We start from the raw sequence: 11,346 nt of genomic DNA on the forward strand, positions 1-11,346 counted from the left end.
CGACCCGCTCCAGACCCAGCAGCTCCGCCCACAGCTGCGCCAGCACCGTCTCGAGCTCCCCGCGCGGCGCCTCGTAGCCCCGCCGCGCATAGGCATCGTCAGCCGGCGCCGGCAGTGCCTTGCGGTCCAGCTTGCCGTTGGCCGTCAGCGGCAGCGCCGCCAGCGGCACGAACGCCGCCGGCACCATGTAGTCCGGCAGCTGCCCCACCAGATGCGCGCGCAGCGTCCCCGCAAGCTGCGCTTCCTGCGCCTCCGCTGCGGCCACCACATAGGCCACCAGCTGCGGCTCGCCGGCCCGCTCCTCGCGCGCCACCACCACCGCCTCGCGTACCCATGCATGCCCGCACAGGTGCGCGGCCACCTCGCCCGGCTCGATGCGAAAGCCCCGGATCTTGACCTGCTCGTCGATGCGCCCCAGAAACTCCAGATTGCCATCCGGCAGGTACCGCGCCAGGTCCCCCGTGCGGTACAGCCGATCGCCCTCCACAAAGGGACTGGCGATGAACCGCTCTGCTGTCAGCTCGGGGCGGCTCAGGTAGCCACGCGCGACCCCCGCCCCGCCAATGTAGAGCTCCCCAGCCGCCCCGAACGGCACCGGCTCTCCATGACCGTCCAGCACGTACACCCGCGTGTTCGCGATCGGACGGCCGATCGGGATAGAGGCGGATCCATCGATAACTTTGGATATTTCGAATGTGACGCTTCCAACTGTCGCTTCTGTAGGACCGAAGTGATTGATCAGACGCACATGCGGGAAGCGCTTTCGCCAAAACTGAATATCCGCAGGTACTAACGGTTCCCCACCAACCATCAGTGCCTTAGTCGGAGCCGGACCTTCGTAACACTCCAGTTGCCTGTTTAACAGGCTCAGGTGCGAAGGCGTCAGCTTGATCAAATCGTAGACCCGACCATCGTTAGCAGCAGAAAGTAAATCAGTTTCAACAGCAGGTTTTAGAAGGTGCAGCCTTGCGCCTGCCAACAGGGGCCCGAATAAAGTTGTAACGATGCCGTCAAAGCTCAACGAATGTAGTATCGGCGAACCATTCAAAGCTTCTTCGTAATAACTGCGATGTGACCATTGCAAATAATTCAACAGGTTTCTGTGCTCGACCATGACGCCCTTGGGCGTGCCGGTGGAGCCCGACGTGTAGATCACATAGGCCAGATGACGTGGACCCAGGCCCAGCGCGCGCGCATCCGGATCCGATGACGGCTGCCCGGCCCACGCCGGTGACTGCGCCTCCAGCTCCACCAGCCCCACGCCAGCGAGCGCCTTCCCGCCCAGCGCCGCACGCCCCACCGCATCGGCCAGCACCAGCCGCGGCGCCGCCTCCCCCAGAATCTGCCGCAGCCGCGCGCCCGGATACGCCGCATCCAGCGGCACATACGCGCCCCCCGCCTTCAGGATCGCCAAGAGCCCCACCACCATCGCCGCGCTGCGCTCCACGCAGATCGCCACCGGCTGGTCCGGCCTCACCCCCAGTCCGACCAGATGGTGCGCCAGCCGGTTGGCCCGCGCATTGAGCTCCCCATAGCTCAGTCTCTCGTTCTCATGCACCAGCGCCACCGCCTCCGGTGCCCGGCGCACCTGCGCCTCGAACAGCTCATGGATGCACCGCTCCGACGGATACGCCACCTCCGTGCGGTTCAGCTCCTCCAGCAGATACCGGCGCTCCGCCGCCGGCAGGATGTCGATGCGGCCCACCGGCTGCCGGGGCTCGGCCATCACAGCACCCAACAATTGTTCCAAATGCCGTGTGATACGTTCGACATTCTCCGGTGCCAAGCGGCTTCTATCGAAATGCCATCGAAAGCTACCGTCCAAAGAGCACACTTCAAGCGTCAGCACGTTGCCCGAACGAGGTATTCCAGAATTAGGCGCTGATCGTGGCTCATGCGAAGAAGCACCTTCCCTTATCGTGATACCAATCGGCCACGCGCACCGCGATCGAAGTGCCTCTATGTTCTTTAACGCCGGGTAGCGCGCAACGAGATCCCCAGCAAAACTTTTGTGTGCTCGAAGCAAAGCGAATTCGGTCCTAACTGTCCTAAGCACCTCTGCAAAAGCCTCATCGAGACCAACTACAATTTTCATCGGCACGACTCCGGCAATATGCAACCCTGTCGCTTCCGATGCACCTCCCGATACGTTGAGTGTAGGACTCCATCCCAACTGAAGCTCAGATTCACCTGAGATGCGGGCAAGATAGATTAGCCAGCCGACCACTATGTGTACCATGCGCTCGATCGGCGGCAATTCAGCCAAAGCGCTAAAAGCAATCTCCGAACTTGACTGCCATTTCGTCGTGGCCAAAGCCGACGACGAAAAAAAGGGAAGCTGCAACGCTCTAAACCCCGCAAGCCGCTGTCGCCAAAATGCCTCTTGCGCGGCTAACATTTCGAGCTCGGAAGTAATGCTCGACGCCTGGTCCTCACCGAATATGTGAAGACGGTCTCCTGTATCCAGACCGTGATGCTTCGCGAGCGCCGACGCGTCGATAGATTGACCGTCCGGGCCAGAAAACCAAACATCCACATCATGCGTAGCTGTCGCAACACGCCAATGCCAACGGTAGATCCCCAGCAAGGAACCCGGAAGCTCATCCGAGCATCGATCCAGAACCTTTAGGCGTTTGACTGCCACAAGATCATTGACTAAGAGAATCTTTGGCAATCCTAACGGATTTGGATAATTTGCTCCGAAATCCAAGGCCCGCACCATTGCAGACAAATCTTCCGCAGATCGATCCCAACGTAAACAGCCCCCAACATCGGGCCTCCGATGTCTCGGAAAGTAGCTCCTGTCCAGCAGCCTTTGCGGACGTATATCGAGGGCCCCGTCGGTCAATCCAATCAGCAACTCGCGAAACCCCTCGATAGCAGCCTCATAACATTTAATGTTTAGAGTCAATGCGGTGTCGGTCGGCGTTATTAAAACCTGACGCCGAACGACCACGTCACCAGTATCAACGCCTTGATCCATACAATGCCAAGTAATTGCATACTCGCTTTCGCCGGCAAGCAACGCCCAAGAAGTGGCATGAGTTCCCGCATATTGAGGTAGGGGGCCGTCATGGTAATTGAAAGCGCCTTGACGTGCTTTCCTAAGCACACCCATTGGCAATATGAACGGATTGGCGATAGAAAATATATATTCAACGGGCTCAATATCTAGAAATGCCGAGAGCTCGTCGACGCTGCTACAACATAGGATATTGGCACCAGTGGCCCAATCGGAAAGCCGGGAGTCCGCGCAAAGCACCGCGCGGATCACATGCCCCCTCTCTTTGGCTAGCTGAGCGCACCTAATGGCCAGCGTACCGCTACCGACAATAACGGTAGACGCGTTTGATAAGGTTAACCGTTTATTCGCCCGATGATCCGGGCGCACCAACGGAATACGATTTAACATCTTAATCTCCTAGCCAAGACCGGAGTCATTTGGCCAAGCGTGCCGCCGTTACGACGACACCGCCACGGAAAGCATCGAAGGCAATGCTGCCGCTGAATGCGGGTTCGTGAACACGCGCTCGCTATTTGACACAGCCGGCGCGTTGACGAGTTCCCAGCGACTCACGAACAAATATCCGGCGCTGCTGATGTCGCGATTTCTCCCATACACGCCAGAATGGCAAGCGTTCGCATGCGCATCAATTCGACGGCTATCTGCGAGAAGAAGCTGAGCCCGCCGCTTCAAATCACGACTCCCACCCGCAGATGTATCTTTGCCGCCTTGCCCCAGCCAAACTATCGCTCATGCATTTGCGTTTGCGCCGATCGGCGACATAGACAAGGCAACACAACTACTTTTGCAAACCCGAATAAAGTACCCGACCTTCTGGAATTCGCCTCCCGACGCACATACGCCCCTATCAGTGAAAAACCTTGTGCGCGCACAAGCAAATCAGACACTGTGGGCCGTACGGAATGGTTACCATCATGCCACCGATCGCGCACCGCATTGATATCAAATGTTTTTTCGATGTCCTAGCGATTTTCTAATATCGCCCAGTTTCTGAGGCTTTGAACGGCACCGAATTTCGCCGAAGCTCCAGAGCGTTGGGAGTTATTCATCCGGCAGTGCCCGACCCAGAAGCATGAATCGAACGACTTCTGCGGGCGGATCCGAGAAGGAGTACGAATACGAGGCGGCACTGGTTGAGGTCGGCCAATTATCTAGTGCACCGAGCCCAAGACGCATGGTCGCGGGTATGAAGTCGCGCGATCGTTGCCACCTCGCGAGGGTGCGCCCGTTCTGCAGGGAGGCGCCATCCGCAGTCGTTGTGGTCGCTTTTCCGACTCCGTTACGCTACGCGGAAGACAGGAAGCCTAGTATGTCTGCGATCAAGCACAAGACGCTCTTGGAGAACCTTCCTGCCAGTCAATTGACGGAGCGCCGATCGGGTGAAGCAGTTTGCGCGTTGATCGTCGCGTCGATGACTCCGGCTGCCGATGACTTGGCAGGGGAGATACGCAGGGAACTCGAAGCGCGTCACGCTGAAGCCGATCGGTTACGCCTGCGCGCTATAGAACGCGCGCGGGTCGACGCAGATCTTGCGCAACGGTGCTTCATGCTGGTCCATCCAAGTAACTGACCTGTCACCGACACACTCGCGCAAGAATGGAACGACAAGCTGTCGCATATTGCAGTCTTAAAGAGCTTCTCAAGCAATCGAACGCTGAGATGGGGGCCAGCTAGCTAAGATCGGCCAGCCGTGCATACGGTCACGCAGTCACGGGCTGCATCACGTCTGGAGGCGGCGCTGTCCCTGATTGGACAGCAGCGGCAGAAATGGGCGTTGCCAGATGCTATGGATTGCCCTAAGCTATGAGACCGGCTAGGACGCGTTCTGGATCTGTCATGCCTTGCAAGGTCGAGGGATCGAAAGCTGTCTTGTCGATCCCGCGAGCATCTCTGTTGAACGACAGAAGTGGCGCGACAAGACGCACCGAATGGAAGTAATCGTGCTGGCCATTAACCTGCGTGTGTTGGCCGCATGGTAAACGGGATCGCATGCACGCGATCCGTGTGCCGTTGCCGCACGATGCGACGTCGTGCAACGTCATACGCGACCGTGGGCAACTGCAGAGGGAAGTCCCGCAACACCGGCGGCGCACGTGCAAGCTACTGGTCACGCTCGGTTACTGGGGGCGAGTCGACAGCCGGAAGTTCACCGCACGTCTGGCACGCGGCGAGGTACGGTGCCACGACGGTACGCCACTATCACTGGAACTTCAGCGACGGCTGTTGCGCGAATGCGAACAACTGGTGCTCCTTAAGCAGTAACTGGCGACACTGGAAAAGGAGACGCTCGGGAGCCTCCCGAAGCCGAGCGGAAGCGAATCGATCGCCTCAAACGCCTGAGTGGCATTGGGGCCGTTGGTGGCTCGCGACTGGCACTGGAACTGCTCTGGCGGCGGTTTGAGCCTCGTGACAGTGGTGAGAGCCAGGTCACCAAGGCATCAGCAATCAAGGCAATCGGAGAGTGCGGGCACTACGGATCGAGATGGCATGGCCGTGGATCCGTTATCATCCAAGGAGCGTCCTTGACGTATTGGGTTCTCGCAGCGAACAGCTGGCACGGACCCCAATCGCGCGCGCGACGGATAGCAATCGTCGCACTCGCACATTTCGTACGGCGGGAAGCTGGTCGAGAGCATGCGCCAAGATGCACCGGCCTGCACCATCCAGCGCAGCGCGTTGAAAATGTCGCGAAGCACATGTCGGCGCTGCGGCGCGGCTTCGCTCGTCAAGAGTACCGTCACTATCGGAGCGAATTGATGACTGTCCCAGCAACGTCGGCTTTCGATGTGCGCGAGCTCGCTGTACCACGTGCTTCGGCAGCAGATATTGAGATCTTTTTCATCACCTTCGATTTTCGCGCGACGCTCGACTGTCCCGCATTCGCTCCACTCTCGGACGATGAGCGTGCGAAGGTCGCGCGCTTCCGACGCCGCGACGATGCGCTGCGTTGTGCCATCACGCGCGTCGTGCTGCGTCAGTTGCTGGCCGAACGAACAGAATTGAAGGCAAGTGAATTGCGTTTCGAGCTAGACACCGGTGGTCGACCGCGTCTCGATAAGTCGATACAAAGGGGCCCCGGTCGACAACTCGACTTTAACGTTTCGCATTCCGAGCAGTATGGTCTGGTCGCAATTGCACGGCGACGGACGGTTGGTGTCGATATCGAATTTGCTCGCAATGACATCAACTGGAGGAAGCTCGCGTCATCGGTGTTTGCGCCGCGCGACGAGGCACACGTGAGCGCTTTGCCGATGCACAGACGAACCGACGCATTTTATGACGTATGGACGGCAAAGGAAGCAGTGTTGAAGGCACGTGGCGTCGGCATCGGGGGAGGCATGACATGGTTTTCTGTACTTGGCGACGGCCAGCACGAGCCAAGCATCGTAGTTTCCGAGGAGAGTGTGTGCAATCGCGACCTGATTGCGAATCTCGACGCAGTTTGGCTTCGTGCCCTGAGCGGTTATGCCGCGTGTGTCGCGTGGTCGCGCGACGCCGCTTGACGCGATGCGTAGGCACAATGTAGCTTGAGCGTTTCGAGAATTTAACTCCGACCAAAGTTTGCGCTGGCGCGAAGCGAAAGCAGCCTGTCGGCGCATCCGAAATGCATAACCTGTGCAAAAATCATCGTAATCTGATCAAAAGCGCCGTTGCAGAGAAAAGAAATTGGTGAGATTCGGCCCGTTTCCTGAGACCAGAAATACCAAAAATTGAGATTGCCCGTACGGCAAGTGCCAACCATGACATGCTAGCAATGGCAGGACTGCCCTTTCCACGTCGATGTGTATGTCCAGACTCCCATGCCCCCCCAATACTCTGGAGCCCACATGTCAACGCCATTCGTCTACTTCGACTGGTCAGCCAACATGTTGTAGACATCGGCGGTGACGCGAGTTGTAATGTCGAGGACGGCAGAGGCAATTTTAGCGCACATCGGGCTGTCGACGTATTCTTATACCCAGTACTCTCTTGAACTTCCGACTCACCAGTGAACGTTTCACTAACCCATTTCTTCAAATCGTCGGTCAGAGCCATTGATATTCCCCACTTGTTTGCCCCCAAGCTGAAGTCGAATACTACGTTGGCGGTGGCACGACCCACCTTCGGCTTCGAGATCGATTTCGGGGATATTTAGCAAATCGTTCCAAGGCTGATGATGTGCTTGCGCAGCGCAGTCGCAGCCGGGCCAAACTTCGCCTCTGATCGTTCTCTTCGCCGTTGACGTAGCGGATTGTCGTCACGCCGCCATGTCGCTTGGAAGCTTGACGCCCTCGCCGCGCGGTTCCATCAGGATTCCGCGCTTGCGGCCGAGGCGCCCCATGGATAGGCCAAGCTCGAAAACGACGTTATCGCGCGGGCGCCGACCATTCAGTGACGCGGGCATTGGTGACGTCGTCGCCATGTGCGATCGCCACCGCGAAATCGCACTAAACCAGCTCACGTTCGATATCGTCGCGCGTATGGTTTGCGACCTTGAACACCCCTGGTTCCATGGCACTGTCAGGAACTTGCCGTGTGCGAACATGGTTTGTAGCAGGTGCGAGACGTCAAGCGCCTCAGCGCTCGAAATCACGAAAACGCGGATTTTGTCGCACTTCGCGTTTACGATCTGGTTGCGCCCCGATCAGGCGTTTCCAGAGTTCTTTTGCCATCCGGCGTCAGATGTCTGGATAGCGGCTGCCGAGCTCGCTCAGTTGCTGTTCCGTGATTTTCGCGACAAGGGAATCCTCTGCCTCACGAACCGTCGCAGACCGTTTCTGGATCGGCTCAACGGCTGCCATCTCTCCGACCGAATCGCCGGGGAACCGCCGGCGGATCGGCGCAGGGTTGACGACGATGTCGAACGCGCCGGTGACGATGAAATACACGTCGTTGTCGGTGGCGTCCTGGTGGATGATAACGTCGCAAGTCTTGACCTGAATCAGTTCGGCCATGTCGGCCAGCTCCGCGGCCAGATCTTTGTCGCCGCCGACGAGCTTCTGGCCCGTGAACGCTTCAACACGCAGGCGTTTGCCCGTTTCCCCAGAAAATCTCTCAATCATTCTTGCTCTCTCCGTGCCGCTTTTGGGAAACAAGCAGCAGCGATGATTCTAATGGACGACAGGCTACAATTCGGTGCCGGCAGCGCCGTCCGCGGTGTGTCGGTGAACGTGAGAAAGCGGAGTCCGACCGCAGGTCATCTACCCGGCTATTTCGAGATCGATTTCGTGCCGCATTGTGGTGGCGGCAAGGTCGACAGCGAGCTCATGCACACGCTTGTGATGACTGATATCGCGACGGGATGGACCGAATGCCTGGTGATGCCGTTTCGCAGAGGCGCATTCGTTCTGGAGCATATCAGGCAGGTCCACGTTGCATTGCCGTTTCCCCTGCGCGGTCCAGATTGCGACGACGATAGCGCCTTCATGAACGAGACGGTGTGCGACTTCTGCAAACCGACGGGTATCGAGCTTACGCGGTCGCGTGCATACAAGAAGAACGACGAGGCGTGGGTCTAGAGCGTGTTAGGAACTTTGAAGTACTGGCACGGCGTGGACAAGCATGAGCATTGCGAAGACGACGAAATGAAGCCCAGCGAGAGTTTCGGGAAGCCGTTCATAGTCACGTGCGAGACGCCGGAAACGGTTGAGCCAGCCAAAGCTGCGCTCGACCACCCACCGGCGGGGGAGCAGAACGAAACCCTTTTTCGTTTCTTCGAGTTTGATCACCTGAAGGTCAATGCCCTCGTCGAATGCAGCCTGCGCTGGCTCCTTGCCCGTGTATCCCTGATCGGCAAATGCCACCTTGACCGTTCGTCCCGTTACCTGCTGGACCTGCCGCGCAAGCTCCGCTACCTGTGCGCGCTCCTGTTCATTGGCGGGGGTCACGTGCACCCTGCGCTCGCCGGCGCGAAGCTCGACGGCCTCTATGTGCACGAGGTCAGGGGTATCACTTCGGATTGCACATAATCAAACGTGCGATAGGTATTGAAGGCGGGGCCTGCGAAGTCGGGGACGCGCAGCAGAGCAGATACCCTGTGTTGCAGAGGATCTCATGTAGGCCCAGCGAATAGTCACTGGCATGGCCGCAGTCGAAGCCGAAGAACCACAGGGCGGGCCATGACGCGAGCCTACCCGCGAAGCTCAGGCCATGCGCAGTAAGGAGCATCGCGAGCGGTGCGTGCGACTCGCGTATCTCGTTGCCGGCGTCGCTGAACATCGAGAGGAAGAAATTCACGATGCCCTGTTCGTCGGGGACGACGTGACCATCGCGCCATGAGTCGGGGAACGGCACCAGATCGAGACGATCGACGCCGTAGAGAACATAATCGGCGGGTACACCGACATAGCGCACCGGACCTGAAAGTCGTTGAGCAGCGTCACGCATTTCAGGCCCGTTCGCAATGAGCTCTGCGCGTTGCGGCTCAGTGTCCCACGACTTCGAGTTCATTGCGGCGCTGTTCTCGTCTGCCGGTCGGGCACCCGGCACCACGACGACTGTGCATAGGCCGTCTGCCTGATGAACTCGATACCGGTCAGCACGAATCCGTTCGATCCCATCCAGCTAACTTCGAAATCATGCAGCGACGGCAGCGGCGACTCGTCGCTCGCACCCGATACCAGGAAGTTCGCGATCTTCGGGACACGTCCGAATGCCTCGGAGTGCTCGTGGGTGATCAGCATGTCGCCGCTGACACCGTCGCGTGCAGGGTCGCCATTCTCGCGCCTCCGCCCACTCTGTGGGTGACGGAACCAGCCGGCCGGTTCGTGCCCGCTGTGACACGCGTCAAGGGCCTGCGCCGCCTGCTCGCGGTCGCGGTAGTAAAGCGCATCGCCTGTGTAATCCGGCGGCTTGCCGGACATTCGTCCTGCTCGCGTATTGTCAAGCCCGCGGGCCGCAAAAGATGTTCAGGCTTGCACTTCAGTATCGGGCAGAGCTTCGCGATAGACTTCGACCGCAGGTAGCTCGCCGTTTCCATCTACCGGATATTGCCGGGCGTCGATCCGTAGCGGTCGCCAAGCTCCGACAGGGAAAGGCGGCGGAAAAGACGCCAGGCGGTCAGCGGGGATTTGCCATCGAGCAGGTGCGCGAGCACGGCGTCGGGTTAGTCGGTTACCTCGGGCGCGGTCGGCTCCCGCTTCGGCTCCGCGCCGGGTGTCTCGGGATTGGAGATCAGGGTCAGCCAAGGCTGCGTATTGCTGCCGGGTTGCGCAGTCAGCTGCTCGACCGGGCAGTCGAAGATATCGGCGAAGCGTGCGAGCGTGACACCGGTTGGTCGCGTGTAACCGTTCTCATGCCAGTTAATCGTATCGACGGTCTTTCCCATTAACTCGGCGACGTCTGTGCGCGTCAGATTCCGATAATCGCGCCATGCGCGGATAAAATAGACACCCGCATTAACGGCTTGCATGACTTCCTGAGGCGGAGGACTTATAAACTCTCGAGCGAAATAGGTCTGCCTGGTAAGTGGACGCTTGCGCTTTAAATCGTGGGATTCGTCGGTTTGATTTGTTTCAGGTGGTGACTCCGGTGCAGCGGAATCAGGCAGTCGGTCTAATAGGGCTGACCATCGCTGGTCCAACTTGGAGGAAGGCGGTGGAGTTGTCTGTATCGCGAAAGCCACGCCCTGCATGCCTGCGAGCGAAGTCCTGAACATGCCGGGCCTCACATGCGCCTCAATGTCGGCGGTCTGAGCGCGGCGCGCGGCACACCAGAACTCTACGAGAGATGACAGCATGGTTGTTGGCACAACTGCCTTAATCCGGTTGCCGTCCCGGTCGGTCAGATATTCAATTGCATCAAGATCGAGTCCGTACATTTTGCTGCATTCCTTAGCAAAAATAATCCAGATGGCATTATCTGCACAGCTTGTGAGAAGGAATCCTAGACAACGGCTTTTTCTAAAGCAAGCTGATGGAGATAATGCCAAATGGATTTACACGGGCGTTCAAGGGTACAAGGTCCGGCCTGTAAGGGTTGCAGAGCCGTTACTAGCGGAAAACCCTATATAAGCGTTATGAACCGGGCAGCCTTATAATCCCGCGTTTTGCGGAATGCTTGGGAGACTCTGGGACACAGGTGGGCGCTGCCGGACCTGAACACGAATGGCAAATTACCGCGCACGCGGCTTGCTGCGCCCACCGATAGCAGCGTGGGCTCAGCGAAAGCAGGCTTCAGTGCTCCAGGGGAGGTTTGTCTAGAAGCTCGAACAACGCCTAGCAGGCTGTTGAATTTGGGTCCCGTGTAAACGGGGTTTGAGGGACGGGCGTTATGGATATCGTGTTCATGATCTTTGGCAGCGGATGCGATGCGCGGAATGGATGAGATGCAGGAACCCCTGT

Annotated in this window: 9 protein-coding genes and 1 pseudogene; 3 read left to right on the plus strand and 7 right to left on the minus strand. The window is 58.5% G+C overall.

Going from position 1 to position 11,346, the window contains the following annotated elements:
- Positions 1-3,412, minus strand: a 3,412-nt coding sequence (locus AB4Y34_RS38995) for an amino acid adenylation domain-containing protein (protein ID WP_368719047.1), incomplete at its 3' end; no start/stop codon positions are given.
- A 922-nt stretch (positions 3,413-4,334) separates the two neighbouring features.
- Here AB4Y34_RS38995 and AB4Y34_RS39000 point away from each other — a divergent pair.
- Both AB4Y34_RS39000 and AB4Y34_RS39005 read left to right on the plus strand, forming a co-directional pair.
- Positions 4,335-4,595 (plus strand): hypothetical protein, encoded by a 261-nt coding sequence (locus AB4Y34_RS39000; protein WP_176370029.1) that lies wholly within the window; start codon positions 4,335-4,337, stop codon positions 4,593-4,595.
- Between the two features lie 952 nt (positions 4,596-5,547).
- A complete protein-coding gene (locus tag AB4Y34_RS39005) occupies positions 5,548-6,528 on the plus strand; it encodes a 4'-phosphopantetheinyl transferase superfamily protein (protein WP_368719048.1) in 981 nt (326 codons plus the stop codon).
- 734 nt (positions 6,529-7,262) lie between these two features.
- On the opposite strand, the gene AB4Y34_RS39010 is transcribed toward AB4Y34_RS39005, so the two are convergent.
- Both AB4Y34_RS39010 and AB4Y34_RS39015 read right to left on the minus strand, forming a co-directional pair.
- On the minus strand, positions 7,263-7,550 hold the full coding sequence (locus AB4Y34_RS39010; protein WP_368719052.1) for a TIR domain-containing protein: 288 nt from the start codon (positions 7,548-7,550) through the stop codon (positions 7,263-7,265).
- Positions 7,551-7,683: 133 nt separating this feature from the next.
- Positions 7,684-7,959 carry a cyclic nucleotide-binding domain-containing protein gene (locus AB4Y34_RS39015; protein ID WP_255215365.1) on the minus strand — a complete coding sequence of 92 codons (276 nt, stop codon included), beginning with the start codon at positions 7,957-7,959 and terminating at the stop codon, positions 7,684-7,686.
- Here AB4Y34_RS39015 and AB4Y34_RS39020 point away from each other — a divergent pair.
- Positions 7,915-8,523 (plus strand): hypothetical protein, encoded by a 609-nt coding sequence (locus tag AB4Y34_RS39020; RefSeq protein WP_255215366.1) that lies wholly within the window; start codon positions 7,915-7,917, stop codon positions 8,521-8,523. The genes AB4Y34_RS39015 and AB4Y34_RS39020 overlap by 45 nt on opposite strands.
- A gap of 6 nt (positions 8,524-8,529) precedes the next feature.
- Here the strand turns inward: AB4Y34_RS39020 and AB4Y34_RS39025 are convergent.
- From AB4Y34_RS39025 to AB4Y34_RS39040, 4 genes and pseudogenes are all read right to left on the minus strand, one after another.
- Positions 8,530-8,898, minus strand: a pseudogene (locus tag AB4Y34_RS39025) (transposase); the annotation flags it as partial.
- Positions 8,899-8,953: 55 nt separating this feature from the next.
- Positions 8,954-9,454, minus strand: a complete 501-nt coding sequence (locus AB4Y34_RS39030) for a hypothetical protein (RefSeq protein ID WP_368719049.1) — start codon at positions 9,452-9,454, stop codon at positions 8,954-8,956.
- Positions 9,451-9,867, minus strand: coding sequence for a hypothetical protein (locus AB4Y34_RS39035; RefSeq protein WP_368719050.1), 417 nt, complete (start codon positions 9,865-9,867; stop codon positions 9,451-9,453). The genes AB4Y34_RS39030 and AB4Y34_RS39035 overlap by 4 nt, the downstream gene beginning before the upstream one ends.
- 242 nt (positions 9,868-10,109) lie before the next feature.
- Positions 10,110-10,823 (minus strand): helix-turn-helix domain-containing protein, encoded by a 714-nt coding sequence (locus AB4Y34_RS39040; RefSeq protein WP_368719051.1) that lies wholly within the window; start codon positions 10,821-10,823, stop codon positions 10,110-10,112.
- Positions 10,824-11,346 lie beyond the last annotated feature (523 nt).

This window comes from Paraburkholderia sp. BR10954 (assembly GCF_040965775.1).
Taxonomy (GTDB): Bacteria; Pseudomonadota; Gammaproteobacteria; order Burkholderiales; family Burkholderiaceae; genus Paraburkholderia; species Paraburkholderia youngii.

Bases quoted from the DNA above. Each gene is read 5' to 3' on its own strand.
- AB4Y34_RS39000 (WP_176370029.1), top strand. From the start codon at position 4,335: ATGTCTGCGATCAAGCACAAGACGCTCTTGGAGAACCTTCCTGCCAGT.
- AB4Y34_RS39015 (WP_255215365.1), bottom strand. From the start codon at position 7,959: ATGGCCGAACTGATTCAGGTCAAGACTTGCGACGTTATCATCCACCAG.
- AB4Y34_RS39010 (WP_368719052.1), bottom strand. From the start codon at position 7,550: ATGTTCGCACACGGCAAGTTCCTGACAGTGCCATGGAACCAGGGGTGT.
- AB4Y34_RS39040 (WP_368719051.1), bottom strand. From the start codon at position 10,823: ATGTACGGACTCGATCTTGATGCAATTGAATATCTGACCGACCGGGAC.
- AB4Y34_RS39030 (WP_368719049.1), bottom strand. From the start codon at position 9,454: ATGAACTCGAAGTCGTGGGACACTGAGCCGCAACGCGCAGAGCTCATT.
- AB4Y34_RS39035 (WP_368719050.1), bottom strand. From the start codon at position 9,867: ATGTCCGGCAAGCCGCCGGATTACACAGGCGATGCGCTTTACTACCGC.